The sequence below is a fragment of the Kitasatospora sp. NPDC093102 genome (assembly GCF_040683915.1).
Taxonomy (GTDB): domain Bacteria; phylum Actinomycetota; class Actinomycetes; order Streptomycetales; family Streptomycetaceae; genus Kitasatospora.
The window spans coordinates 49,545-75,101 of sequence record NZ_JBFBFA010000020.1 but is presented as its reverse complement, the minus strand read 5'-3'; the positions used below and the strand labels follow the sequence as shown (position 1 = coordinate 75,101).

The following is a 25,557-nucleotide window of genomic DNA, read 5'->3' as shown; positions in this document are numbered from 1 at the left end:
CTCGTCAATCTCTCCGTCGACCGGGAAGCGTGCCCCGAACAAGCCTGCCCGGCCACTGGGGAGGCCCAGTGGCCGGGCAGTCGTTGCCGTCCTACTCAATCACGTCCGGGTTGCTGTGCGGCGTACCGCTCGTCCAGGTCTCCTCGTCCTCGTGCAGGTAGTCGGCTCGCTTGCGGCGGTCGCGCTCGTTCCGGCCACCGTGGCCCGCCGTTCCGGGGGCCATCATGCCGTTCTGCCTGGACTGCGCACCGCCCTCGGCAGCGCCCGCCGCGCGGTTGCGAAGGCCGGTACCGCCGGGCGTGAACTCCCCGCCCGTGGTCGGCCCCTTGCGACCACCGACCGTCCCGCCGGTGGTCGAGGCCAGACCTCGGCCGCGCGAGCCGCCGCCGGCGCCGACCGCCCCACCGTGGGCGCCACCCATGCCGGGGTGCATGCCACCACCCATGCCGACCGGCCCGCCGACCCGGCCGCCGCCCGGTCCTGCCTCACGGGCGCCGAAAACCGTCCCACTGGGCAGCCCCGGGGTGCCGCTCCTCCCCTGCCCCGGGCCGCCGCCGAACGGGGTTGTACGCGGCTGGATCTGGCCGCCGCCCTTGTTCTGGAACGTCCCGCCGCCCGGTCCGACCGGGAAGCCCGGAACCGGGCCTCCCCCGGGGACGCCGGGTCCGGTGTTCGGGCCACTCGGCCCATTCGGGTAGCCGGGGAGAGTGGTCGGTCCGTCCATAGGCAGCTGGCCGCCGCCGGGGCCGTACGGGCCGGTCTGGGTAGGCAAGGTGGGCGCGGGGGGCAGGCTGTTGAGGTCGGTGCCCGGACGGTTGACCGGGTCCGACGGGTAGGACGGCGGAGTCGAGGTCCCCGGGTCCTGCGGCGCGGGCGGTAGCTGGCCGCCGCCGTGCGGCGGGGCCGGGGTGTAGCCAGAGCTGGACGGGCCGGGACCGCCCGATCCCGGCCCCTCGGGCAGGACCGTGCCGCCACCGTGGCCTCCGCCGCCCGCGGGACGGACAGTCCCACCGGTGCTGCCGCTGCCCGTGCGGGGAGCACGAACAGAACCTCCGGATCCGGCAGAGCCGCCGCTACCACCCGAGGCGGTGGTCGAGTCGTTACGGTTCCTATCCGAGCCAGGCGTCCCAGGCAGCACCACGCCGTCGCCCAGCCCGTTGAGCGTCGTCGCTGCCGCGACGTACGCCTGCGCCAGCTTCTCCATCTGGTGGATGGCTTCTTGGTGCGCCATGTAGATCTCGCGCGTCCCAGCCATGGCCTGCGTTTCGGTGACCCACTTGTCACCGATACTGCGCCTCATCGCAGCGTCAACCTCCGACGTGCTGGGGGCGCTGCCGACCGGCTTGATGGAGACCAGCTGCATTTGCTGGAGCACCACGGGATCGGGCTTCTGCGTCTTGCGCGTCTCCACCCAGTTGAGGGCGTCCTTCGGCTCTGGCGGCATAGCGGCCTTGGCGGTGCTGAGTGCCTCCCCGGCCAGGTGCATGGCATCACCGGCGCTCGCCGAATAGGCGCCCAGCTTCTCGGCGGACTGCTGCAGGTTACCGGCCCAGGTCTTGAAGCCCTCAGCAGCCGGCCCTTCCCAGGTGACGTTGCCGACGTGCGACTTGAGTGCTGCGCTCAGCTCCTTCAGTACACGTCCCGCCGACTGGAGCTGAGTGCCACGGGTCAACACGATCGCGGGATTGGTTTTCTCGACCATCGCGATGAGCGCCTTGTGGCTGGTGTTCTCGAAATCGGTTCCGCCTGACAATGCCTACTCCCCGTCTCCCCGTATCTCTCTCACTCAAGTCACCGTCAGTAGCCGACTTCGGTCCGCTTGGACGAGGACCCGCTGGACGTGGCAACGCCCGCGTTCTGCGCGACCGCGTTCTGCTCGGACGTCGTGTGGTCCTCATTGGTCGAGTAGCGGGTCGCCGTCGTCGAGACCGCGTCCTTCATCGCCTGGATCTGAGAGACGAAATCCTTGTGAAGCTTGACGAGTTCCGCGTGCACCTTGCCATAGGCAGTCGTCAGATCTGTTGCCTCGACGAACGTCGCACTGGCAAGGTGCTGCCCCTGCAGCTTCTGCTCCTGCACGTTGTAGGGCGCGGCCGCAGACCCCTCCATCACCAGGAGCAGGGCTTCGATCTTCCTCGTGAACTCGGTGAGTGTGTCGATCTCGACCTTGACGTTCTGCTTCCCGAAGGCCGCCACCAGGTCACCGGCGCTGACGTTGGTCTGCACCGTGCTGACGATGGGGGCGATGTTGATACCGCCCATAGGCCATGGAAGCTTCTGCTCCAGCATGAACGGCGTCGTGTCCCCCGAAGGGTTCGCCGGTGCAGGAGTCTCCGACCCGTTCCCGTTAGCTTCTGCCACAGCAGTTCACCTCTCCCCCGTACGGCCGGTCGCGCCCGGGGCTTCCCGGGCGGCCGCAGGCCGCAAACACACCGTCAACTTCTGGTTCGTACCGTCCTGGTCGGTGCACCGTCCGCCCTGTGGACGGTTTCCGCCTCCGTCATCGTAGCCACCACCCCCGTCGCACCGGCAGGGCCCTTGGCCCGCCCGTACGCGATCGGTACGAACTTGACACGTACGAGCCGTCACCGCGGCCCTGGGTAGACTGGCCCGGTACGCCCCATCTGCCGCGCAATGTCGCACAGCAGCGACCCAAGGCCGCAGAACGGACGTGACCGCGTGAGCTCCTCCGACGCCTCCTCTTCCCCCTGGTGGGCCCGTGCCGCGCGGCCCGCGCGGCCGCCGGTTCCGGTGGCGCTGATGGTGCGGGCGGCGGTGGGCATGGCGGTGCCGTTGGCGGTGGGGCTGCTGGCGCACCGGCTGGACTTGGGAGTGTTCGCCGGGCTCGGGGCGATGCACGCGACGATGAACGACCGCGTCGAGCCGGGCAGGCTTCGGGCCGCCAGGATCGGGACGGCCGTCCTCGCCTCCGCGCTCGGCATGCTGATCGGCACCGCCCTCCAGCACGCCGACGCGGACGGCCTCGTCCTGGGTGTCGCGCTGACGCTGACCGCCTTCGCCTCCGGCGCACTGAGCGCGACCGGTCCGCGTGGTTCGGCGGCCGGGATGCTGCTGCTGGTGTCGGCCGCGCTGGGCAGTGGGATGCCGCTGCCGCAGCCGTGGTGGGCGGCGGCGCCGATGCTGCCGGTCGGGGCCGCGTTCGTGGTGCTGCTCGGGTTGCCGGCGGGGGCGCCGAACCGGCCCACCGCGGATCCGCGCAACCGGGCGCTGGCCGCCGCGTACGACGCGCTCGGCCGCACGCTCGCCGACCTGGGCGGCCCGCGGGCGGCCGCCTCCCGCCAGGTGCTGACGGCCCGCCTGAACCAGCTCCAGGACCTCCTCGGCACGAGCCGCCGAAACCGTCGGGACCCCGGAGACCAGCGGGACCACCGCGACCGTAAGGACCGCCGCGGCCGGATGTACGAGGCCGCCCTCGCCGCCACCGAGGCGGCGACCGGCCTGCTGTGGGCCCGCCGCCCGGTCCCGCCGGAGGTGGCCGAGGTCCCGAACCGGCTGGCGGCCGCCGTGCGGCAGGGCGGCGGCGAGGTCGCCGTCCCGGACTGGCGGCCCGACACCCCTTCGCGGCAGGCCCTGGACGTGGCGCTGCGCGCCGCCGCCGACACCGTGGCCGGTCGCGACACCCGGCTCGGCACCGCCCCCGCGCCGCCGCCGGACCCCTGGCGGCTGCGGGTGCGGCTGCTGTCCCGGGGTTCGGTCCGGTACGGGCTGCGGGTCGCGCTGTGCATCGCGGTCGGCTCGGCGATCACTGCCAACTACCCGCTCAGCAAGAGCTACTGGGTGCCGATGACGATCGCCTTCGTGCTGAAGCCGGACCTCGGCTCGGTGTTCCTGCGCGCCGTGAGCCGCTCGGTCGGCACGGTGCTCGGGGTGGCCGTGACCGCGGCGCTGCTCATGGTCACCACCGACGAGTGGGCGCTGACCGCGATGGCCGCCCTCTGCGTGGCCCTGCTCCCGTACGCCACGGCGGCGCACTACGGGCTGAACACCGTGGTGATGACGCCGATGGCACTGGTCCTGCTCCAGCTGGGAGGGCAGAGCAGCGCCGCCGAGTTCTGGCCCCGGGTCCTGGACACCGTACTGGCCAGCGCGGTCGTCCTGCTGTTCGGCTACCTGCTGTGGCCGGAGCGCCCGCGCCACCGGATCGAGCCCAGGCTGGTCGACGCGGCAACGGCGCTGCGGGCCTACCTCGACTCCGTCCTCCGGAACGGCAGCGCCCAGGTGTGGCTGCGCCGCACGGCCTACCGGTCGCTGGCGGACGCCCGCCGGGAGGTGCAGCAGGGGCTGGCCGAGCCCCCGCCCACCGGCCGGCTGGCCGAGCGGTGGCTGCCGGCGACGGCGGCGCTGGAACGGCTGGGCGGCGCGGTGGCGGCCTTCGCGGCGCAGATCCGGTACGGCGGCCGGGTGCCGGACCCGGCCGAGGTCGACCGGGTGCGGCAGGCGCTGGACGAGCTGACCGCCGCCGCCCGGGCGCACCGTCCGCCGACGAACCCGGCGGCCGGTCCGACCGCCCCGCACGACCCGACGCGCAGCGCGCTGGGCCGTGCGGCGGAGGAGCTCGAAACGCTCCTCCGCACCGGCTGACCCGGCTCAGACCTGCTCGGCCAGCTCCAGCCAGCTCATCTCCAGCTCCTCCTTCTCCTCCCGGACCGCGCGCAGCTGCGCGTCCAGCTCCGCGACCTTGGAGAAGTCGGCGGCGTGCTCGGCGAGTTGGGCGTGCAGCTTGGACTCCTTCTCGTCCAGCTTGGCGATCTGCCGCTCCAGCTTCTGCATCTCCTTCTTCGCCGCCCGCAGGTCCCCGCCGGACAGCGCGGGAGCAGCGCTCTCGGCAGTCGAGGTACCCGAGGCAGCCGACGCGCCCGACGCGGCCGGAGCGGCAGCGGGTACCGCGGCGGCGGCCATCCGGGCCCGGCGCTCCAGGTACTCGTCCACGCCGTTCGGCAGCATCCGCATCTTCTTGTCGCCGAGCAGCGCCTGGACGGTGTCCGTGGTGCGCTCGATGAAGAAGCGGTCGTGGCTGATGACGATCATCGAGCCGGGCCAGCCGTCGAGCAGGTCCTCCAGCTGGTTGAGCGTCTCGATGTCCAGGTCGTTGGTGGGCTCGTCCAGGAACAGCACGTTGGGCTCGTCCATCAGCAGCCGCAGCAGCTGGAGCCGGCGCCGCTCGCCACCGGAGAGGTCGCCGACCGGCGTCCACTGCTTGTCCTTGCCGAAGCCGAACTGCTCGCACAGCTGGCCGGCGCTCATCTCCCGGCCCTTGCCGAGGTCGACCCGCGAGCGGACCTGCTCGACGGCCTGGAGCACCCGGGTCGCCGGGTCCAGCTCGGCGACCTCCTGCGACAGGTAGGCCAGCCGCACGGTCTTGCCGACCTTGATGACGCCCGAAGTCGGCTGGACGTCGCCCTCCGAGGCGTACGCGTCGCGCAGGGCGCGCAGCAGCGAGGTCTTGCCGGCGCCGTTGACGCCGAGCAGACCGATCCGGTCGCCGGGGCCGAGCTGCCAGGTGACGTTCTCCAGCAGCAGCTTCGGGCCGGCCTTGACGGTCACGCCCTCCAGGTCGAAGACCGTCTTCCCGAGCCGCGCGTTGGCGAACTTCATCAGCTCGGACTTGTCGCGCGGCTCCGGCACGTCCGCGATCAGGGCGTTGGCGGCCTCGATCCGGTAGCGCGGCTTGGAGGTGCGGGCGGGGGCGCCGCGGCGCAGCCAGGCCAGCTCCTTGCGGGCCATGTTCTGGCGCTTCTGCTCCTCGACGGCCTCGATCCGGGAGCGCTCGGCGCGGGCGAAGACGTAGTCGGAGTAGCCACCCTCGTACTCGTGCACCTCGCCGTGCTGGACGTCCCACATCCGGGTGCAGACCTGGTCGAGGAACCAGCGGTCGTGGGTGACGCAGACCAGAGCGGAGCGGCGCTTCTGGAGGTGCTCGGCGAGCCAGTTGATGCCCTCGACGTCGAGGTGGTTGGTGGGCTCGTCGAGGACGACCAGGTCGGGCGAGCCGAGCAGCAGCTTGGCGAGGGCGATCCGGCGGCGCTCGCCACCGGAGAGCGGGCCGATGACGGTGTCCAGGCCGTCGGCGAAGCCGGGCAGGTCGAGGCCGCCGAAGAGGCCCTCGATGATGTCGCGGATCCGGGCGTCGCCGAGCCACTCGTGGTCGGCCCGGTCGGCGATCACCTCGTGCCGGATGGTGGCTTCGGGGTCGAGCGAGTCGTGCTGGGTGAGGACGGCCATCTGCAGCCCGCCGGAGTGGGTGATCCGGCCGCCGTCCGGCTCCTCCAGCTTGGCGAGCATCCGGATCAGGGTGGTCTTGCCGTCGCCGTTGCGGCCGACGACGCCGATCCGGTCGCCCTCGCTGACGCCCAGGCTGACCGCGTCCAGCAGGGTGCGGGTGCCGTAGACCTTCGTGACGGACTCGATGGTGGCGAGGTTGACGGCCACGTGTGCTGCGCTCCTGGGTTCGGCGGTCGCGGGGCGGCCCACCGCTCGACGGCCGGGCACCCCTCTCGGGGACACCCCGATCTCTCCAGCCTAATGGGCCCGCCGCGGCACCTTCACCGCGTCAGCCCGCTACGGAGGCCCCCGGCACCGGCCCGTGGGTGGCGTGCGCGGTCCGGCAGGTGCCGGAGGCCCTCAGCGCTTCGGCCACCTCGGCGGCGGCCTCGGCGTCCTTGACCAGGAAGGCGCAGGTCGGCCCGGAGCCGGAGACCAGCGCCCCGAGCGCGCCCGCCTCGGTGCCGGCCCGCAGGGTGGCGGCGAGTGCGGGTCGCAGCGAGAGCGCGGCGGGCTGGAGGTCGTTGGCGAGCGCGGCGGCCAGCGCGACGGCGTCGCCCTCGGCGAGCGCGGCGAGCAGCGCCGGGTCGGCGTCCGGGGTGGGGACGTCGGTGTCGCTGGAGCCGGTGCCGGCCTCCTCGCGCAGCCGGTCGCACTCGCGGAACACGGCGGGGGTGGACAGACCGCCCTCGGCGACCGCGAAGACCCAGTGGAAGGTGCCCTCGACGGCCAGCGGCTCCAGGATCTCGCCCCGGCCGCGACCCAGCGCGACGCCGCCGAGCAGGGCGAACGGCACGTCGGAGCCGAGTTCGGCGGCCAGCTCCAGCAGCACCGGAAGCGGGGTGTCCAGCTGCCAGAGCGCGTCGCAGGCGACCAGTGCCGCAGCGCCGTCGGCGCTGCCGCCGGCCATCCCGCCGGCCACCGGGATGGCCTTGGCGATGTGCAGGTGCACGCCCGGGTCGGCGATGCCGTGGTGGGCGGCGAGCAGCCGGGCGGCGCGGGCGGCGAGGTTGCTGTCGTCCAGCGGGACGACGGCGGCGTCCGGCCCGGAGCAGCTCAGCGTCACGCCCTCCCCGTCGGTGGCGGTGACCTCGTCCCCGAGGGCGACGGCGAAGAAGACGTTGGCCAGGTCGTGGAAGCCGTCGGCGCGCAGCCCGCCGACCCCCAGCTGGACGTTGACCTTGGCCGGTACCCGTACGGTGATCACGCGGACTGCTCCGTCCTGTGCTCGGCGGGCTTGTGCTCGGCGATCGCGGCGAACTGCTCCACCGTCAGCATCTCGCCGCGCAGCTTGTGGTCGATGCCGGCCGCCGCGAGCGCCTGCTCGGCCCCGGCGGCGGAGCCCGCCCAGCCGGCCAGCGCAGCACGCAGGGTCTTGCGCCGCTGGGCGAACGCGGCGTCGACCACCGCGAACACCTCCTCGCGGCTGGCGCTGGTCCTCGGCGGCTCGCGGCGGATCAGCGAGACCAGCCCGGAGTCGACGTTGGGGGCGGGCCAGAACACGTTCCGCCCGATGGCGCCGGCCCGCTTCACGTCGGCGTACCAGTTGGCCTTGACCGACGGGACTCCGTACACCTTGTTGCCAGGCTTGGCGGCGAGCCGGTCGGCGACCTCGCTCTGAACCATCACCAGGGTCCGCTCGATGCTGGGGAAGGTCGCCAGCATGTGCAGCAGGACGGGCACCGCGACGTTGTACGGGAGGTTGGCGACCAGCGCGGTGGGCGCCGGCCCGGGCAGCTCGGTGACCTCCATGGCGTCGCTGAACACCAGGTCGAACGCGTCCGCCTTGCCCGGCATCCGGGCCGCGACGGTGTCCGGCAGGTGCCGCGCCAGCACCGGGTCGATCTCGACCGCGGTCACGTGCCGCGCCACCTCCAGCAGCGCCAGCGTGAGCGAGCCGAGCCCGGGCCCGACCTCCACCACCGCGTCCTGCTCCGTCACCTCGGCGGCGCGGACGATCCGCCGCACGGTGTTGCCGTCGATGACGAAGTTCTGCCCGCGCTGCTTGGTCGGCTTCACGCCGAACGCGGCCGCCAGCTCCCGGATGTCGGCGCTGCCCAGCAAGGGGGTCCCCCCGGCCGGAGGCTGGGGGCGGCTGTCAGGGGTGGGGTCGGTGGTGCTCACGCGCCAAGGATACGGGCGCCGGAGGTGCCCTCCGGACTCGCCGATCCGAAGGGCACCGCTCGATCCGGCCCAGTGGGCGGAGGCAGGGCTCAGCAGAGGCAGGGCTCAGTAGCCGAAGGCCCGGGCGGTGTTCGCCGCGATGGCCGCGGACAGCTCGTCCTCGGCCAGCCCCAGGGTGGCGGCCATCGAGCGCACCGTGACCGGGATCAGGTACGGGGCGTTCGGGCGGCCGCGGTAGGGGTGCGGGGTGAGGAACGGGGCGTCGGTCTCGACCAGGATCCGGTCCAGCGGGGTGGCGAGCAGGGCGTCGCGCAGCGGCTGGTTGGCCTTGAAGGTGACCGGGCCGGCAAAGGAGAGGTACCAGCCGTACTCGGCGCAGGTCTTCGCCATCTCCGCGTCGCCGGAGTAGCAGTGGAAGACCGTCCGTTCCGGGGCGCCCTCCTCCAGCAGGACGGCGATGACGTCCTCGTGGGCGTCCCGGTCGTGGATGACCAGGGCCTTGCCGTGCCGCTTGGCCATCTCGATGTGGCGGCGGAACGACTCCTTCTGGATCTCCACGCCCTCCGGCCCGGTGCGGAAGTAGTCCAGGCCGGTCTCGCCGACCGCCACCACCTGCGGCAGTGCGGCGAGCCGGTCGATCTCGGCGAGCGCCTCGTCCAGCGCGGCGGCGCCGCCGGCCTTCCGCTGCTGCCCGGACCAGCCGTCCGAGTCGCCGAGGAAGATCCGCGGCGCCTCATTGGGGTGCAGGGCGACGGCCGCGTGCACCTGCTCGTACTGCGCCGCCAGTTCGGCGGCCCAGCGCGAGCCGGGCACGTCGCAGCCCACCTGGACCACCGTGGCGACCCCGACCGAGGCGGCCTTCGCCAGGCCCTCGGCCGGGGTGCCGGACTGCATGTCCAGGTGGGTGTGCGAGTCGGCCACCGCCACCGCCAGGGGTTCCGGCAGCGGCGGCGGGGTCGACCGGTCGTCCTTGGCAGCCATGTCAGGCGGTCGGCTTCTCTTCGAGGCGCGGGAAGAGGATCTCGCCCTTGGTGACGGTGGCACCGGCGGGCAGCCGGCCCCAGTCGGCCACGGTGGCGACGGTCTGCGCGGAGAGCGCGCCCAGCCCGGCGGCCTCGGCGCCCAGCGAGGCCCACAGCTTCTCGGCGGTGGACGGCATCACCGGGTTGAGCAGCACGGCGGTGGCGCGCAGCGCCTCGGCGGCGGTGTAGAGGATGGTGGCCAGGCGGGCCCGGCCCTCGGCCGAGTCGTCCTTGGCGACCTTCCAGGGCTCCTGCTCGGTGAGGTAGCCGTTGACCTGCTTGACGAACTCGAAGATCGCCGCGAGGCCGCCGGCGAAGTCCAGCTCCTCGCCGATCTTCCGGTCGGCCGTCTCGACGGCCCTGGTCAGACCGTCCGCCACGGCCTGCTCGGCGTCGCCCGCGGCAGTCGCGGAAGGCAGCACCCCGTCGAAGTACTTGCCGACCATCGCGGCGACCCGGGAGGCCAGGTTGCCGAAGTCGTTGGCCAGCTCGGAGGTGTACCGGGCGGTGAAGTCCTCCCAGGAGAACGAGCCGTCGGTGCCGAACGGGATCGCCCGCAGGAAGTAGTAGCGGTACGCGTCCACCCCGAAGTGCGAGGTCAGGTCGGTGGGCGCGATGCCGGTCAGGTTGGACTTGGACATCTTCTCGCCGCCGACCATCAGCCAGCCGTTGGCCACGACCCGCTTGGGCAGCGGCAGTCCGGCGGCCATCAGCATGGCGGGCCAGATGACGGCGTGGAACCGCAGGATGTCCTTGCCGACCAGGTGGACGGAGGCGGGCCACAGCTCGGCGAAGCGCTCCGGGTCGCTGCCGTAGCCGGCCGCGGTGATGTAGTTCTGCAGCGCGTCGACCCACACGTAGAGGACGTGCTTCTCGTCCCAGGGCAGCGGCACGCCCCAGTCGAAGGTGGAGCGGGAGATCGAGAGGTCCTTGAGGTCCTGCTCGACGAAGCGCAGCACCTCGTTGCGGGCCGAGGCCGGCTGGATGAAGTCCGGGTTCGCCGCGTAGAACTCCAGCAGCTGCGGGCCGTAGGCGGAGAGGCGGAAGAAGTAGTTCTCCTCCTCCAGCCACTCGACCGGCCGCTTGTGCACGGCGCAGAGCTTCTCGTCCGCGGTCGCGCCGTCGAGCAGCTCGGACGGGAGCTTGAACTCCTCGCAGCCGACGCAGTACGGGCCGGAGTAGCCGCCCTTGTAGATCTCGCCCTTGTCGTACAGGTCCTGGACGAACTCCTGCACCCGGGCGGTGTGCCGCTCCTCGGTGGTGCGGATGAAGTCGTCGTTGGCGATCTCCAGGTGCTCCCAGAGCGGCTTCCAGGCCTCCTCGACCAGCTTGTCGCACCACTCCTGCGGGCTGACGCCGTTCGTCTCGGCGGTCCGCATGATCTTCTGACCGTGCTCGTCGGTGCCGGTCAGGTACCACACCTTCTCGCCGCGCTGGCGGTGCCAGCGGGTGAGGACGTCGCCCGCCACGGTGGTGTACGCGTGGCCCAGGTGCGGGCGATCGTTGACGTAGTAGATCGGGGTGGAAACGTAGTACGCCGGGGCACTCGCCCCGGTGGTGCTGTGGTCTGCAGTGGCCGCCATGGTCGGAAAGCTTAGTCGGGCGCGCGGACCGCCCTCGACCGAGTTGTCTCCCGGCCGGGGGCGGTCCCTCCTGCGTCGCCCCGGTGTCAGCCCAGCAGCCGCGACCAGAACCGGGCCCAGCGTCCGCGCGGCCGGACGGGCTCGACCACCGGGGGCGCCCCGGCCGGCTCGGCGTGCGCCGGGTAGCCGGGGGCGTGCTGGAACTGCTGGTCCGCGCTGGCCACCCGGCCCTCGCGCATGATCCGCACGGTGTGGCCGCCGCACCCCGGGCAGGTCGGCTTGAGCAGCGGGGACGGCACCCGGCCGCCGTTGGCGTGGTACTCGAACACGACGTGCCCGTCCCTGGCCACGTGGTGCTCGATGTCGTACGCCTGCTCCCAGCCGTACCCGCAGCGCAGGCACGCGAAGGAGTAGGCCTCCCGTACGGTCTCGACGGGAGTGTGCGGCCGGCCGGCCAGGCCTGCCGTGCTCAGCGCATTGCCACCGCGGGGGCTGCCGACAACATCGCTCATAGCCGTCTCCCAGCGCCCGCCGGACGTTCGTCCGGCTGGGTCTTTCCCTTCCAGGAAATGCCCGGACCGCCTCGGCCGATGCCCCACTTGTGAAGACTTGGATGCGGGTTGGGAAGCCCTATACGAAGGGCCTCCCCAAGACCGGGAACCGCGACCGAAACTTCAGCTCAGAGGGTGTTTACCGGGGCCTTCCCTCCACGGTACGACTCCCCGTGAGCAACGCAAGCCCCGGAATTCACCGCTTTCCCGGGCCGCCCTCCAGGCTTTCCTTCTTCGCCGCCACGACCGCGTCGAAAACCTCCCGCTTGGGCAGCGAGAGTTCCGCCGCGACGGCCGCGATGGCCTCCTTGCGGCGCTCCCCGGCCTCCTCGCGGACGGCCACCAGCCGGGCCAGCTCCGCCGGAGTCAGTTCCTGCGGCGCGGCCGGCGGGGCGCCGGCGACCACGACGGTGATCTCGCCCTTGACGCCTTCGGCCGCCCAGGCCGCGAGCTCGCCGATCGGCCCGCGCTTGACCTCCTCGTAGGTCTTGGTGAGCTCGCGGCAGACGGCGGCCGGCCGCTCCGGCCCGAACGCCTCGGCCATCGCCGTCAGCGCCTCGGCGATCCGGTGCGGGGCCTCGAAGAAGACCATGGTGCGCGGCTCGGCGGCGATCGAGGCGAGCTGCCGGGCCCGGTCGCCGCTCTTGCGCGGCAGGAAGCCCTCGAAGGTGAAGCGGTCCACCGGCAGGCCGGACAGCGCGAGCGCGGTGAGCACCGCCGAGGGTCCGGGCACCGCGGTGACCTTGACGTCGGCGGCCACGGCGGCGGCGACCAGCCGGTAGCCGGGGTCGGAGACCGAGGGCATGCCGGCGTCGGTGACCAGCAGCACCCGGGCGCCGCCGAGCAGCGCCTCGACCAGTTCGGGGGTGCGGCCGACCTCGTTGCCCTCGAAGTAGGAGACCACCCGTCCCGCCGGGGTCACCCCGAGCGCCTGGGTGAGCCGGCGCAGCCGCCGGGTGTCCTCGGCCGCGATCACGTCCGCCGTGGCCAGTTCGTTGACCAGCCGGGGCGGGGCGTCCGAGACGTCGCCGATGGGGGTGCCTGCGAGAACGAGTACTCCTGTCACGGTCCCCATCCTTGCAGCTGCCGAGCGCCCTGGGCTTTTGGTGACGATTCGGGCAGCTTCCGAGGGAGCGGACACGCGTACGAAGAGCGCCCCTACGATGTGGCGGATGAACGGCGACACGGCGGCGCAGACGCCCACTGGTACGGACCACTCCGCGGACGGCGGCGTCGGTCTGCCGTCCCCCCGCTCACCCCGGACCGGACCCGCCGACTGGCGCGAACGCCTGGCCCGGTACGGCTACACCGCCCGTCCCGCGGGGACGCTCACCGAGCGCCTGGCGCCGCCGATGCCGGACGGCCCCCGGGTGACACCCCGGGAGGTGCCGCAGTCGCCGCTGCTGCTGCGGGTGGGCATCTCGCTGCCGCAGGGATTGTGGTTCTTCCTCTGCCGCTGGGCCGGCTGGCTGGGTCCGGTCGCGGTGGCGGTGTTCGCCGGCCTGCTGCGGTTCACCGGCCTCGGGCAGCCGCACGCGATCATCTTCGACGAGACGTACTACGCCAAGGACGCCTACGCGCTCTGGCACGGCGGCTACGAGATCAGCTGGCCGGAGGACGCCAACACCACGATCATGACGCCGGGCGCGGCCGTCCCGTACCGGGCGACGCCCTCGTACGTGGTGCACCCGCCGGTGGGCAAGTGGATCATCGGCGCGGGCGAGCAGCTGTTCGGCATGAACCCCTTCGGCTGGCGGTTCGCGGTGGCCCTGCTCGGCACCCTGTCGGTGCTGATGGTGGCCCGGATCGCCCGCCGGATGTTCCGCTCCACGCTGCTGGGCTGCGTGGCGGGCCTGCTGCTCTCGGTGGACGGCCTGCACCTGGTGCTCAGCCGGGCCGCCCTGCTCGACCTGGTGGTGATGTTCTGGACGCTCGCCGCCTTCGGCTTCCTGCTGCTGGACCGCGACCGCACCCGGGCGCTGCTGGCGGAGAAGCTGGGCGGGGCCGAGAACGCCGCACTCGCCCAGCGGCTGAACCTGGGCTGGCGCCCGTACCGGATCGCGGCCGGCGTCTGCGTCGGCCTGACCTGCGCCACCAAGTGGAGCGGCCTGTACGTCATGGCGGCCTTCGGCCTGATGACCGTGCTCTGGGACGTCGGCGCCCGCCGCCTGGCCGGCGCCCCGCGCCCGTTCCTGGCGGTGCTCGCCCGGGACGTGGTGCCGGCCTTCGTCTCGGTCGTCGTGGTCTCGGCCGCGGTCTACATCGCGTCCTGGTGGGGCTGGTTCGCCAGCAGCACCGCCCCCGGCCAGGGCGGCTGGGGCCGGGACTGGGCGGCCGGGCGCTCCACCGACTACCCGTGGATACCCGAGGGCCTGCGCGCCCTGTGGCACTACCACTCGACGGTCTACGACTTCCACGTCGGCCTGAGCGACCCGCACACCTACCAGTCCAACCCGTGGTCCTGGCTGGTGCTGGGCCGGCCGGTGTCCTTCTACTACGAGTCCCCCAAGTACGGCCAGGCCGGCTGCACCGCCGCCGACTGCGCCCGCGAGGTGCTGGGCATCGGCACCCCGCTGCTGTGGTGGACGGGCGTCGCGGCGCTGGCCTACTGCCTGTGGCGCTGGGCGGCCCGGCGGGACTGGCGGGCGGGCGCGCTGCTCTGCGGCCTGGCCGCCGGCTACCTGCCCTGGTTCGCCTACCAGCAGCGGACGATCTTCCTCTTCTACGCGGTGGTCTTCGTCCCGTTCCTGGTGCTCGCCGTGACGATGCTGGTCGGCGCCCTGATCGGCCCGGCCGGCGCCTCCCGGGACCGCCGGATCATCGGCTCCTCGGCGGCCGGCCTGCTGATCCTGCTGATCGTCTGGAACTTCCTGTTCTTCTTCCCGCTGTTCACCGGGCAGACCATCCCGCTGGAGGACTGGCGCCGACGGATCTGGTTCAACACCTGGATCTGATCCGCCGCCCCGCGCACACCGGGTTCCCGCGAACCGTCCGTATACGGTGCACGACACGTACCAGATCCGTCACAAGTCCCGGGCAATTCGCCGGCGCACCGATCCGCGCTGCCTAGGGTGGGGGGGTACCGCGTTTCCGGCCCCGGCCGGTTGCGCCCGGCCGCGAGACCCCTGGGGGAACTCCACCATGCGCAGTGGCGCGAAGATCGGCATCATCACCGGCGTGTCCATCGCCGTCCTCGCGGGCGGCGGCTACGGCGCGTACAGCCTGATGAGCGACTCGGGCGGGTCCGGCGGCAAGAAGCCCCGTACGGTGGTCGCCGAACCGCCGTCGGCCGAGCAGGCGGCAGCCGGCACGAAGGACTTCCTGGCGGCCTGGGCGGCCGGCGACATCGCCAAGGCGGCCTCGCTGACCGACGACCCGGCCGCGGCCACCGCCGCGCTGACCGCCTTCAGGGACCAGGTCAAGCCGAGCGCGCTGACCCTCACCCCGTTCGGCCCGACCACCCAGCAGGTCTTCGCCGCCGCCACCGGCACCCCCGCCCCGGCCGCCAAGCCGTCCGCCGGGGCCTCCGCGACGCCTGGTGCGACCGACTCGCCGTCCGCCACCGCCACGCCCGGGCCCACCGGCACGCTGATGTCCTTCAAGGCGCGCGCCGAGTTCGCGGGCACCAACCGGGCCTGGGACTACCAGGGCTTCCTGGGCGTCGTGAAGATGAGCGACAACACCCCGGCCGTGCACTGGGCCCCGTCGGTGATCCACCCCCACCTGTCCGGCAACGAGACCATCGCCGTCCAGCCGGTCTACTCCCCGCCGTCCACCGTGGTCGACCGCAACGGCAAGCCGGTCCAGGGCGCCTCGCTCACCCCGGCGCTGATGAACACCCTCCAGGAGAACGCCAACAAGCTGCTGCCGCCGGACCCGGCGAAGGAGCAGGACGCGGGCAGCGCGGTGGTGATCTCCGACCCGACCGGCAAGGGCGCCGCGGACAAGCTGTTCACCATCGTCGAGCCGAAGCCGGGCAAGCCGTTCAAGGTGACCATCGACAACACCCTCCAGGCCGCCGCCGAGAAGGCGATGACCGACCTGGGCGGCAAGCCCGCCTCCATCGTCGCGATCGAGCCGAGCACCGGTCAGGTGCTGGCCTTCGCCAACTCACCGTCCAACGGCCAGAACCGGGCCTTCACCGGGCTGCTCGCACCGGGCTCGACGATGAAGATCGTCACCTCGGCGGCGCTGCTGGAGGCCGGGGTCAACCCGGACACCGTGGTGGCCTGCCCGGAGAAGAGCGGCAACGCGCACCCGATCCCGAACTCGTTCCCGGGCGCCTTCCCGAACAACACGCTCCAGCAGGACTTCATGATGTCCTGCAACACGGCCTTCATCAATCAGGGCCTGGCCAGCCTGAAGCCGACCAGCCTCGCCGGCGAGGCCAAGGACGTCTTCGGGATCGGCCTGGAGTGGAAGACCGGCCTGCCCAACGCCGACGGCCGGGTGCCGGACCCGGGCACCAACAAGGACGAGCAGTCGATGAACTACATCGGCCAGGGCAAGGTCCAGATGAACCCGCTGGCCATCGCCTCGGTCACCGCCACCGTGCAGAGCGGCGAGTTCAAGCAGCCGATCCTGGTCGCCGAGCTGCCGCAGCAGAAGGCCGCCCGCCCGCTCTCCCCGGACGTGGCCGGCAAGCTGAAGACGATGATGGCGGCCACCGCCACCGGCGGCACCGCCAAGGAGGTGATGGCCGGCATCACCGACAACGCGGGTGCCAAGACCGGCTCCGCCGAGGTCGCCGGCGTCGACGTCACCAACAGCTGGTTCACCGCCTACCGCGGCAACATCGCGGTGGCCGCCGAGGTGCAGGGCGGCGGCCACGGCGTGGACGCGGCCGGCCCGGCCGTCGCCTCCGTCCTGAAGGCCGCCGGCGGCCGCTGAGCCCCCCGGAGCCGTACGCCGCAGCCCGCTCAGCCTCGCGGCAGGGCGGGCTGCGGCCTTCCCCGCACCCGGCCGGGCGGGGCCGGGCGCCGGCTGCTCCGGCGCCCGGCCGCCAGCCGGGGCCAGATCACCAGCACCGCCGGCAGCGCCAGGTACCCGAACCGTCCGGCCGGGGCCAGCATGAAGGCGATCGCGAGCCCGGCGGCCAGCAGGTCGGCCGCCGCGATCGCGGAGACCGGCGGCCGGGCCAGCAGCCAGATCGCCACCGCGACCAGGGCCACCGTCATCAGCGCCAGCGAGATCGCGTGCCCGGTCGGCCCGAGCCCGGCCAGCACCTTGCCGGGCAGCGGGCTGCCCGCCGGGGTGCGGATCGCCGTCATCCCGAGCGGGAAGCGCACCACCTGTTCGCGCAGCGCGTCCGGCTGGGCCAGCGCGGACGGCAGGATCACCAGCGTGCTCACCCCGACCCCGATCAGCGCGGTCCGGGCCGCGGGCCGTCGGCCGTAGAGCCGCCAGAGCAGCAGGACGGCGACCGGCAGCGCGGGCCAGGCCGTCCACTTCAGGGTGCAGGCGAGGGCGAGCACCAGCCCGGCGCCGACCGTACGGTCCCGCTCGGCGAGCGCCATGGCCAAGCAGCAGACCCCGATCAGCGGCAGGTCCACCCCGCCGACCACCAGGGCGAGCGCGATCAGCGGCGAGGCGGTGAGGACGGCCAGCGGCAGCAGCGGCGCGCGCGGGTCGCCGCTGCCGGGGCGGGAGGGCCGCAGCAGCCGCCAGGCGGCCAGCAGGCAGGCGAAGAAGGTCAGCGCGAACCAGATCCTGGCGTCCCCGGCGACCCGCGCGAAGGCGGTGGAGTCGCCGAGCAGCTGGCGCGGCATCCCGAACAGGGACATCGCCGGCAGGTACGGGTCGTAGTCGGTGACCACCACCGGGTGCGGCAGGTACGCGGTACCGGTGGTGAGCAGCAGGTGGGCCGAGCGTTCGACCACCATGACCTCGGACTGGTGGCGGCCTTGCAGGGCGAGCAGCCCGAGCGGGAGCAGGACGGCCCCGACGAGGGCGACCGAGGCGGCGGCGTGGGCCGCGAAGCGGCGCGGCAGGGTCAGGCAGAGCAGTCCGGCCAGGACGTAGGCGGGGGCCGCGACCAGGCCCCACAGCCGCTGGTTGGCCAGGTTGGAGACGAGCGGGAAGGCGGCGGCCCAGCCGGCCGCGACCAGGCAGCCGAGCAGTTGGACGGTCCGCATCGAGGCGAGCCCGGCGGCATGCAGCCGATCGGGCGTGGGCGGAAAGGTGCTCTCGCCACGTTGGCGGGGGAAGGGCCGGACGGAGAAGCCGCGCGGCGGTCGTCCGGTTCTGGACGACACCTCGGTCGCGGAGGTCTGGGCCGGCGTTCTGCCGCGGCCGGTGAAGCGGCCGCGCGGGCGGGAGTAGCCGGGCGTGCGGGTGCTCACCATGGTGGAAGGTTAGGGGTGGGAGTCGGGCCCTGTCGCCATGACGGCGGACACCGGACGGGCGATGGCGTGAAAAGGGCCGCCGGGTGCCGTGGCGGTCGGCGGCCCTTCATTCTGGGTTTGCTTCCGGGTCAGCCGGGGGTGTTGTCCGAGGACACGGACTGCCGCTCTGCCCGCTCCAGCCGGGAGTGCTTGATGCTGTAGCCGAAGTAGACCACCACGGCGACGCCGAGGGCGATCGCCCCGGCCCGGAAGGTGTCGGCGTGCAGGCCCTTGACCAGGTAGATGCAGAAGCCGATGCTGAGCAGCGGGACGACCGGGTAGCCGGGCACCTTGAAGCCGCGCGGCAGGTCGGGCTGGGTGCGGCGCAGCACGATCACGCCGATCGAGACCACCGAGAAGGCGATGAGCGTCCCGAGGCTGGTGATGTCGGCCAGGACCCGCAGCGGGACGAACGCGGCCAGCGCGCCCACGCCGAGGCCCACCACGATGGTGTTCCAGATCGGGGTGCCGGTGCGCGGGGAGAGCTCGGCGAAGCGCCGGGGCAGCAGGCCGTCGCGGCCCATCGAGTACAGGATGCGGGTCTGGCCGTAGATCACCACGAGGGTGATGCTGAAGATCGAGACGATCGCGCCGAACGCGAAGACCATCGCGGGCCAGTTCTGGCCGGTGATGTCCTGGAGGATCTGGGCGAGGCCGGCCTCCTGGCCCTCGAACTTCTTCCAGGGCTGGGCGCCGATGCCGGCCAGGGCGACCAGGATGTAGAGCAGGGTCACCACGACCAGCGAGATGATGATCGCCATCGGCAGGGTGCGGCGCGGGTTCTTGACCTCCTCGCCGGCGGTGGACACGGCGTCCAGGCCGATGAAGGAGAAGAAGATGCTGGACGCGGCGATCTGGACGCCGCTGATGCCGAGCGGCATGAACGGGGTCAGGTTGCCGGAGTGGAAGCCGGTCAGCGCCACGCAGATGAACATCAGCAGGATCAGGATCTTGATCGCGACCATCACCGCGTTGACCTTCACCGACTCGCTGACGCCGCGGATCAGCAGGAAGCAGACCATCGCGACCAGCAGCAGCGCCGGCAGGTTGAACCAGTGGGTGCTGTCCGGCGCGCCGGAGAGCTGCTCGGGGATCGTGAACCCGAAGGCCAGGTCGAAGAACTTGTTCAGGTACTCGGCCCAGGTCACCGCGATCGCGGAGGCCGAGACGCCGTACTCCATCAGCAGGCAGACGCCGACGCCGAAGGCGACGCCCTCGCCGAGGGTGGCGTAGGCGTAGGAGTACGAGGAGCCGGAGACCGGGATCGCGGAGGCCATCTCGGCGTAGCAGAGCGCGGTGAGTCCGGCGGTGACCGCGGCGATCACGAAGGACAGGATGACGGCCGGGCCGGCCGAGGGCACCGCGGTGTTCAGCACGAAGAAGATGCCGGTGCCGATGGTCGCGCCGATGCCGATCGAGGACAGCTGCCACAGGCCGATCGAACGGCGCAGGTGGATGCCGGAGCGACCGCCCTCCTCGGGCGCGCCGGCCGGGAGGGCGTCCTTGCCTTCGGTCTCCGCGATCAGTGTCGAGACGGGCTTGCGTCGCAGCAGACGCGCACCAAGGGTGTTGCTGGCCAAAACTGCGGTCCTTCTGGGCGGGGGAGGGTGTCCTGGTGGCTGGTCACCCAAAACGCCCTTGGGTGTCATCGGGGGATCAACCGAACAAACATGGGACAGTACCCGGCGAAAGCACCAGTGTCGCAAACGAACAGTCCGAACCGGCGCATTGTCCGAATTGGCGCATAGTGATGTACAAACCGGACACTTCGTAAACGGCGCTTCTGCCACTCGGTGGTTAAAGCGGCAGCTCAGCGCCCCTGCGAGGGCATCCCGCCGAGCACCCGTCCGACCCGGCGGCGGTTCCCGGCGCGCGGCGCCGACGGCCGGGGAATGCCGATCGGGGCGGGCCGGCCGGGCCGACCCGCCCCGATCGGCGGTCAGCCCATTGCCGGAATCACCCGGGCCGGCGGTTCGTCCCGGGCCGTCACTCCGGCCGTCACTCCGGCCGCCGCCCGGCCAGCGCCGCCACCCCCGCGCCGACCGCGGCCAGCAGGACGGCGGCGACCAGCAGGCTCGCCCACGGCACCGCAACCCGGCCGGTCCGGGCCGCCGACACCAGCCCGCTCACCGCCGTGTTGGCCGGCGAGACCGGCACCACCAGCAGCAGCGTGGCCAGCGCCAGCGCCGCCGGAATGCCGTACTGCGCGTGGACCAGCACCGGCCGGTTCGCCACCGCCCCGACCAGCACCCCGAGCAGCGCGCAGACCACGGAGGCCACCAGCCCGGCCAGCACCGCCGGCCCGGCCCCCGGCTCCTGCCGCGCCCCCGGGTCGGCCACCGGCCCGCTGGTCCACCACACCGCCGCCACCTGACCGACGGCCAGCACCAGCGACACCGTCAGCGCCGCCAGCAGCGCGCCCAGATGGACCCGGACCGGGCCCGCCGCCGCCACCAGGCAGGCCCGCGAGGCCGGCGGCTCCGCACTCAGCGCGCTGCGCACGTACCAGGTGCTCACCGGCAGCAGCACCCCCGCGCCGAAGCCGAGACCGCCCAGCAGCGGATCGCCCGCCGCCACCCCGACCACCAGCAGCAGCGCGTACGCCAGGAACGGCGGCAGCCAGGCGTGCGAGCGCAGCAGCAGCTCCAGGTGGTACCGGGTCAGCGCACCGATCTGCGCCATCACCGCTCCCCCTCCTCGTGCCGCCGCACCGCCAGCACCCGGACGGCCGGACGGCCCAGCAGCAGCCGGCGCAGCAGCGCGTCCGAGTGCACGGCGGGCACCACCAGCCGCACCGCCGTCCCGGCCAGCGCGGTGACCTCCGGCGCCCCCGGGAGCCGCTCCGGCAGCGGGGAGCCGTCCGGGGCGTCCACTTCGACCTCCATCGCCGGACCGTCCCGCAGCGGTTCCCCCGCCGCCTCCCCGCCCTCGACGGGCCGCAGCGCGCCGTCCTCACCGACCCGGTACGCGGCGCTGGTCAGCCCGGCCAGCCGGGCCGGGTCGTGGTCGACGAACAGCACCGTGCCGCCCGCCGCCGCCCGCTCGGCGGCCGCCTCGTCCAGCACCGCCCGGGCCTCCGGGTCCAGCCCGGTCCAGGCCTCGTCCAGCAGCAGCACCCGCGCCTCGGGGAGCAGCGCCTGGGCGACCGCGACCTTCTGGCAGGTGCCCTTCGACAGCCGGCTCAGCGGCGTGCCCGCCCGGTCCGCGACACCGAACCGGTCCAGCCACTCCCCCGCCCGCTGCCGCGCCCGCTCCGCCGACAGCCCGTGCACCCGGCCCACCCGCAGCAGGTAGGACGCGGCGTCGAAGGGAAGCGCCGGCGGAAAGCGCTCGGGCACGTACGCTGTCGGGCCGGGCCGCGCCACCCGCCCCGTGCTCGGCCGCTCGATCCCGGCGACCATCCGCAGCAGCGTCGACTTGCCGCTCCCGTTCCGCCCGGCGATCCGCACCAACTCGCCCGGCCCGACCGCCAGATCGACCCCGCGCAGGATCCACCGCCCCCGCCGCCCGTACCGCTTGCCGACTGCCGTCAGCTCCATCGCGCCCCCCTCCCGGCCCGTTGTCCACCGAAGGCTATCCAGCCCGCGTAAGGCCGGCGTGAGCACCGACTCCCCCTCCACGCGCCGGAGTTCACACCGGGGCGGGCCGGTGCACGAACCGGACTCGTTTCGCCAGGGCCAACTGATGCTCCCTAGGATCGGGCGGGTGAATACCGGACGACGACCACAGACCAGGCTCGGCGGCCTGCTGGCAGCCCTGGCGATAACGAGCGCCTCGCTGCTCCTCGGCCTGCCCGCCCACGCCGACGAACCACCAGCCGGGAACGCCCCCGCGGCCAAGGAAGCCCCCCGGGTCGACCTCGTCCTGGACGTCAGCGGCTCCATGCGGGAGGCGGACATCCAGGGCAAGAGCCGCATCTCGGTGGCCCAGCAGTCACTGAACGACGTGATCGACGCGCTGCCCGCGGAGACCGAGTTCGGCATCCGCACCCTGGGCGCGACCTACCCCGGCAACGACAAGGCCCAGGGCTGCCAGGACACCAAGCAGCTCTACCCGGTCGGCAAGACCAACAAGGTCGAGGCCAAGACCGCCGTCGCCACCCTGCGGCCCACCGGCTGGACCCCGATCGGCCTGGCCCTGCGCGGCGCCGCCCAGGACCTCGGCAAGGGCGAGACCACCCGCCGCGTGGTGCTGATCACCGACGGCGAGGACACCTGCACCCCGCCCGACCCGTGCGACGTCGCCCGCGAACTCGCCTCCCAGGGCATCCACCTGGTGGTCGACACCCTGGGCCTGGCCCACGACGACAAGACCCGCCAGCAGCTGCTCTGCATCGCCAACGCGACCGGCGGCACCTACACCGACGTCCGCACCCAGGAGCAGCTCACCGACAAGGTGAAGCAGCTGGTCGACCGCTCCAACGACACCTACGCGGTGACCCCGGTCAAGACCACCGGCACCGACAAGTGCGAGAGCGCCCCGGTGCTCGCCCCGGGCGTCTACAGCGACCGCGAGAAGTTCTCCGAGCACCGCGTCTACAAGGTCCCGGTCAAGTCGGGCCAGGAGCTGCGCGCCTCGGTCAGCGTCGCCCTCGACCGCCCGGTGGCCCGGGACTACGGGGTGCTGCTCCAGGCCACCAGCGCGACCGGCCAGGAGCTGGTCCGCGGCACCGACGCCGGCAGCTCCCGCACCGACGTGGTCTCCACCGGCCTGCGCTGGTCCACCGACGACTCCAAGGGCTACGTCACCGCGAGCCCCACCGCGTCCAAGGACTCCAAGGAGAAGCCGGAGACCACCGTCTGCCTGGTCGTCAGCAACTCGCTGGCCCCGCAGGCCGGTGTCCAGGCCGACCCCGGCCTGCCGCTGGAGCTGACCGTCGACCTGGCCTCCGCCTCGCCCGCCCCGGAGGGCGCCGCGATGGGCCTCGGCCGCGGCTGGATCCTGCTGCTCACCCTCACCCTGGCCGGCCTGGCCTTCGGTCTGGTCTTCGGCTGGATCGCGCGCTGGCGGATCGCCGTCTGGCGGGAGAACTGACCATGCGTACGACGCTTCGCGGCGCCCTCGCCGCCCTCGCCCTGCTGCCCGCCCTGGCCCTGGGCGCCCCGGCCGCCTCGGCCGCCTCGCCGTCCCCCTCGGCCAGCGCGAGCGGCACCCCGGCCCCGGCCACCAAGGCCGGCACCTCCTTCCTGACCGCGGTCAACCTCTCCCCCGGCCAGGACGCCAAGGTCGCCGTCTCCACGGGTGACTACCTGTACTGGGCGTTCGGCGCCTCCGAGGGCCAGACCCCGACGGTCGACCTGACCGTCAACCTGGCCCCCGCCGCCGACCGGCACGGCCCGCAGACCTGGTCCGTCGAGGTCTTCGACGGGCTGCGCCGCCGCCAGTCGTGCACCGCCGGCACCCAGAACGCCACCGCCGACCAGAGCGCCGGCACCCTGGCGCTGAACTGCACCCTGCGCGAGATCCGCACCTGGGCCGAACCGTGGTCCGGCGACCCGCTGCCCGGCACCTACTACGTGCGGCTGTCGGTCGGCGACGTGCCGCAGCCCGACCTCGGCCTGGCCTCCTCGGTCCAGCTGCACGTCGCCGCCAAGGGCAACGCCGACAACGCCCAGCCGGAGGGCGGCGAGCTGAAGGCCCCGCTGGTCCCGCCGGTCGGCGGCGGCGCCGGCACGGCCAAGGCGGCCGCCCCGGTGGCCGAGGAGGAGCACTGGTACACCGGCTGGTTCTCCGGCTGGAACAGCCGCTGGTACTGGACGATCGGCGGCGGCTTCCTGGCCGCGCTGGCCGGTGTCCTCGGCTACAACCTGACCCGGCACCCGCACGGCCACCGGCCCGGCCACCACGGCGCCGTCCCGTCCCAGGGCTCCTACCAGAGCGGCAGCCACGCCGGCTCGGACCGCCCCTGAGACACCCCCGGAGGGCCGGCCGGACACCGTTCCGGCCGGCCCTCCGGCGTCTGCGGAAGCCGCGCTCAGCCGCGGAACAGGTTGTGCCCCACGTCGGACGGGACCTCGTCCTGGGCCGGCTCGCTGCCCGGCCCCGGCACGTGCTCGCCGGGGATCGGCTCGTCGCCCTCCCGGTGCAGCAGCACGACCCCGTCCTCGGCCCACAGCTGCCGGTAGCCGTGCGCCAGCAGCAGCTGGATCCGCTCGGCCTGCTCCTTGTCCGTCTTGAACGGGAAGGAGCGCTTGTCGCCCCGGGTGAGCACGTACTCGCGCCCGCGCGGCGTGCCGTCGACCAGCACCACGTCCGTCCGGGCGGTCAGCCGCGGCGCGATCTGGTTGTCCGCCTCGACGGACGCCCCGTCCGGGATCAGTGCGGCCGCCCGCACCAGCGCCGCCTCGCTCGGCTTGGGCGCCCAGGAGGACGGCACGGCCAGCGGCAGCAGCCCGATCGGCACCGCCGCCACCAGCGCGATGCCGGCCGCGCCGAGGCCCAGCCCGCGCGCCCGCCGCACGCTCCGCTCCGGGCGCCCGGCGCCGCTCATCCGGCCCAGCACCTCGATCGCGGCGGTGAGCAGGATCGGCCACAGCAGCGAGTCGTAGTGCCGGGCGATCGACCAGTGGTTGGGGTTGCTGGACAGGATCCGCTCGGCCAGCAGCGGCACCGCGCACAGCACGGTGGCCGAGCGCAGCGGCAGCAGCAGCATGGTGCCGAACAGCCACAGCAGCAGCAGCGGCTTGAGCGGCTGGTCGAAGGCGGTCTGCACCAGCAGGAACGGGTCGTGCAGCAGGTGCTTCACCGCGTCGCCGCCGTCGGAGCCGAGCGCCGCGTAGTTCCAGTAGTAGCCCGGTTCCCCGCCCATCGCCGGGATCAGCCAGCTGATGGCGGCCACCGAGGCGAGCGGCCCGCCCAGCAGCAGCCCCAGGCCGGTGAAGCGGCCCGCCCGGTCACCGGTGCGGCGGGTACGCACCAGCAGCACCAGGCCGTACGCCCCGACCATCAGGCCGAGGTCCTCCTTGGTGCAGCACAGCAGCACGGCGGCGAGCACCACCGTGCCGTACCGGCGGGCCAGTCCGCGCTCCAGCATCAGCAGGGTCAGCGGCACCGCGAAGGCGACCTCGTGGAAGCCGACCCGGGCGGCGACCAGCAGCGGCCAGCCGAGCCCGTAGACCAGGCCGGCCAGGTCGGCGGCCCGACGGGCGGTGCGCGGCTCGGCGTCGGCGAAGGCGTGCCCGGCGATCCGCCGGACCAGCGGCACCCCGGCCGCGAACAGCAGCGACTGCCCGATGATCAGCGAGCGCGGGTCGTCCCAGATCCAGTACAGCGGCGCGAGCAGCGCCAGCACCGGCGAGAAGTGGTCGCCCAGCAGTGAGAAGCCGGGCGGGAACTCGTGGTGGAAGCTCTTCAGCGTCGAGACGGGCAGCCCGAAGTGGGCGTAGCCGCGCACGCCCTGGTCGAAGATGCCGAGGTCGAAGCCGCCGAGCGACACGGACGTCCAGCCCTGTAGGCCGATGGCGCAGGTCACCGCGAAGCAGAGCGCGGTGAGCGGCACGGTGCGCCGGGCCGGGCCGAGCAGGGCGGCCGCGGCCATCCGGCGGGCGGCGGGCACGGCGGCCGGCGGCGAGGGTGCGGTCTGGGTGGTCACGTCGGGTCCGATCCGTCCGGT

The 25,557-nt window shown here is 73.2% G+C and carries 19 protein-coding genes; 5 read left to right on the top strand and 14 right to left on the bottom strand.

The window, feature by feature from the left end; genetic code table 11:
* Nucleotides 1-91 precede the first annotated feature (91 nt).
* Nucleotides 92-1,753, bottom strand: coding sequence for a hypothetical protein (locus tag AB0O11_RS23970; protein ID WP_363390510.1), 1,662 nt, complete (start codon nucleotides 1,751-1,753; stop codon nucleotides 92-94).
* 44 nt (nucleotides 1,754-1,797) lie between these two features.
* Nucleotides 1,798-2,289 carry a hypothetical protein gene (locus AB0O11_RS23965; RefSeq protein ID WP_363390507.1) on the bottom strand — a complete coding sequence of 164 codons (492 nt, stop codon included), beginning with the start codon at nucleotides 2,287-2,289 and terminating at the stop codon, nucleotides 1,798-1,800.
* A gap of 390 nt (nucleotides 2,290-2,679) precedes the next feature.
* Here AB0O11_RS23965 and AB0O11_RS23960 point away from each other — a divergent pair, with 390 nt between their 5' ends.
* Nucleotides 2,680-4,602, top strand: coding sequence for an FUSC family protein (locus tag AB0O11_RS23960; protein ID WP_363390504.1), 1,923 nt, complete (start codon nucleotides 2,680-2,682; stop codon nucleotides 4,600-4,602).
* Nucleotides 4,603-4,608: 6 nt separating this feature from the next.
* Here the strand turns inward: AB0O11_RS23960 and AB0O11_RS23955 are convergent, their stop codons facing one another.
* The 7 genes from AB0O11_RS23955 to rsmI all read right to left on the bottom strand — a co-directional run bounded on the left by AB0O11_RS23955 (nucleotide 4,609) and on the right by rsmI (nucleotide 12,628).
* Nucleotides 4,609-6,450, bottom strand: a complete 1,842-nt coding sequence (locus tag AB0O11_RS23955; RefSeq protein WP_363390501.1) for an ABC-F family ATP-binding cassette domain-containing protein — start codon at nucleotides 6,448-6,450, stop codon at nucleotides 4,609-4,611.
* A gap of 121 nt (nucleotides 6,451-6,571) precedes the next feature.
* On the bottom strand, nucleotides 6,572-7,489 hold the full coding sequence (locus AB0O11_RS23950; protein ID WP_363390498.1) for a 4-(cytidine 5'-diphospho)-2-C-methyl-D-erythritol kinase: 918 nt from the start codon (nucleotides 7,487-7,489) through the stop codon (nucleotides 6,572-6,574).
* Complete coding sequence (gene rsmA, locus AB0O11_RS23945) at nucleotides 7,486-8,406, bottom strand: 16S rRNA (adenine(1518)-N(6)/adenine(1519)-N(6))-dimethyltransferase RsmA (protein WP_363390495.1); 921 nt, start codon at nucleotides 8,404-8,406, stop codon at nucleotides 7,486-7,488. The genes AB0O11_RS23950 and rsmA overlap by 4 nt, the downstream gene beginning before the upstream one ends.
* 105 nt (nucleotides 8,407-8,511) lie before the next feature.
* A complete protein-coding gene (locus AB0O11_RS23940) occupies nucleotides 8,512-9,387 on the bottom strand; it encodes a TatD family hydrolase (protein ID WP_363390492.1) in 876 nt (291 codons plus the stop codon).
* A gap of 1 nt (nucleotide 9,388) precedes the next feature.
* Nucleotides 9,389-11,011: a methionine--tRNA ligase gene (gene metG, locus AB0O11_RS23935; RefSeq protein ID WP_363390489.1), complete on the bottom strand. Its 1,623-nt coding sequence runs from the start codon at nucleotides 11,009-11,011 to the stop codon at nucleotides 9,389-9,391.
* An 86-nt stretch (nucleotides 11,012-11,097) separates the two neighbouring features.
* The gene (locus tag AB0O11_RS23930; protein ID WP_363390486.1) at nucleotides 11,098-11,523 is read right to left on the bottom strand and encodes a hypothetical protein; all 426 of its coding nucleotides are present in this window, start codon (nucleotides 11,521-11,523) and stop codon (nucleotides 11,098-11,100) included.
* Nucleotides 11,524-11,758: 235 nt separating this feature from the next.
* Nucleotides 11,759-12,628 (bottom strand): 16S rRNA (cytidine(1402)-2'-O)-methyltransferase, encoded by an 870-nt coding sequence (rsmI, locus tag AB0O11_RS23925; protein WP_363390483.1) that lies wholly within the window; start codon nucleotides 12,626-12,628, stop codon nucleotides 11,759-11,761.
* Nucleotides 12,629-12,734: 106 nt separating this feature from the next.
* Between rsmI and AB0O11_RS23920 the strand changes: the two genes are divergently transcribed.
* Nucleotides 12,735-14,516 carry a phospholipid carrier-dependent glycosyltransferase gene (locus AB0O11_RS23920; RefSeq protein WP_363390480.1) on the top strand — a complete coding sequence of 594 codons (1,782 nt, stop codon included), beginning with the start codon at nucleotides 12,735-12,737 and terminating at the stop codon, nucleotides 14,514-14,516.
* 187 nt (nucleotides 14,517-14,703) lie between these two features.
* Nucleotides 14,704-16,452 (top strand): penicillin-binding transpeptidase domain-containing protein, encoded by a 1,749-nt coding sequence (locus AB0O11_RS23915; RefSeq protein ID WP_363390477.1) that lies wholly within the window; start codon nucleotides 14,704-14,706, stop codon nucleotides 16,450-16,452.
* Between the two features lie 29 nt (nucleotides 16,453-16,481).
* Here the strand turns inward: AB0O11_RS23915 and AB0O11_RS23910 are convergent, their stop codons facing one another.
* From AB0O11_RS23910 to AB0O11_RS23895, 4 genes are all read right to left on the bottom strand, one after another.
* On the bottom strand, nucleotides 16,482-17,906 hold the full coding sequence (locus AB0O11_RS23910; RefSeq protein WP_363390474.1) for a glycosyltransferase 87 family protein: 1,425 nt from the start codon (nucleotides 17,904-17,906) through the stop codon (nucleotides 16,482-16,484).
* A 128-nt stretch (nucleotides 17,907-18,034) separates the two neighbouring features.
* Nucleotides 18,035-19,525, bottom strand: coding sequence for an amino acid permease (locus AB0O11_RS23905; RefSeq protein ID WP_363390471.1), 1,491 nt, complete (start codon nucleotides 19,523-19,525; stop codon nucleotides 18,035-18,037).
* Between the two features lie 418 nt (nucleotides 19,526-19,943).
* A complete protein-coding gene (locus AB0O11_RS23900; protein ID WP_363390468.1) occupies nucleotides 19,944-20,627 on the bottom strand; it encodes an ABC transporter in 684 nt (227 codons plus the stop codon).
* Complete coding sequence (locus AB0O11_RS23895) at nucleotides 20,627-21,484, bottom strand: ABC transporter ATP-binding protein (protein WP_363390465.1); 858 nt, start codon at nucleotides 21,482-21,484, stop codon at nucleotides 20,627-20,629. The genes AB0O11_RS23900 and AB0O11_RS23895 overlap by 1 nt, the downstream gene beginning before the upstream one ends.
* A gap of 166 nt (nucleotides 21,485-21,650) precedes the next feature.
* Between AB0O11_RS23895 and AB0O11_RS23890 the strand changes: the two genes are divergently transcribed.
* Complete coding sequence (locus AB0O11_RS23890) at nucleotides 21,651-22,979, top strand: VWA domain-containing protein (RefSeq protein WP_363390462.1); 1,329 nt, start codon at nucleotides 21,651-21,653, stop codon at nucleotides 22,977-22,979.
* Between the two features lie 2 nt (nucleotides 22,980-22,981).
* Nucleotides 22,982-23,854 carry a peptidase gene (locus AB0O11_RS23885; protein WP_363390459.1) on the top strand — a complete coding sequence of 291 codons (873 nt, stop codon included), beginning with the start codon at nucleotides 22,982-22,984 and terminating at the stop codon, nucleotides 23,852-23,854.
* 65 nt (nucleotides 23,855-23,919) lie between these two features.
* On the opposite strand, the gene AB0O11_RS23880 is transcribed toward AB0O11_RS23885, so the two are convergent.
* A complete protein-coding gene (locus tag AB0O11_RS23880) occupies nucleotides 23,920-25,536 on the bottom strand; it encodes a DUF2079 domain-containing protein (protein WP_363390456.1) in 1,617 nt (538 codons plus the stop codon).
* Nucleotides 25,537-25,557 lie beyond the last annotated feature (21 nt).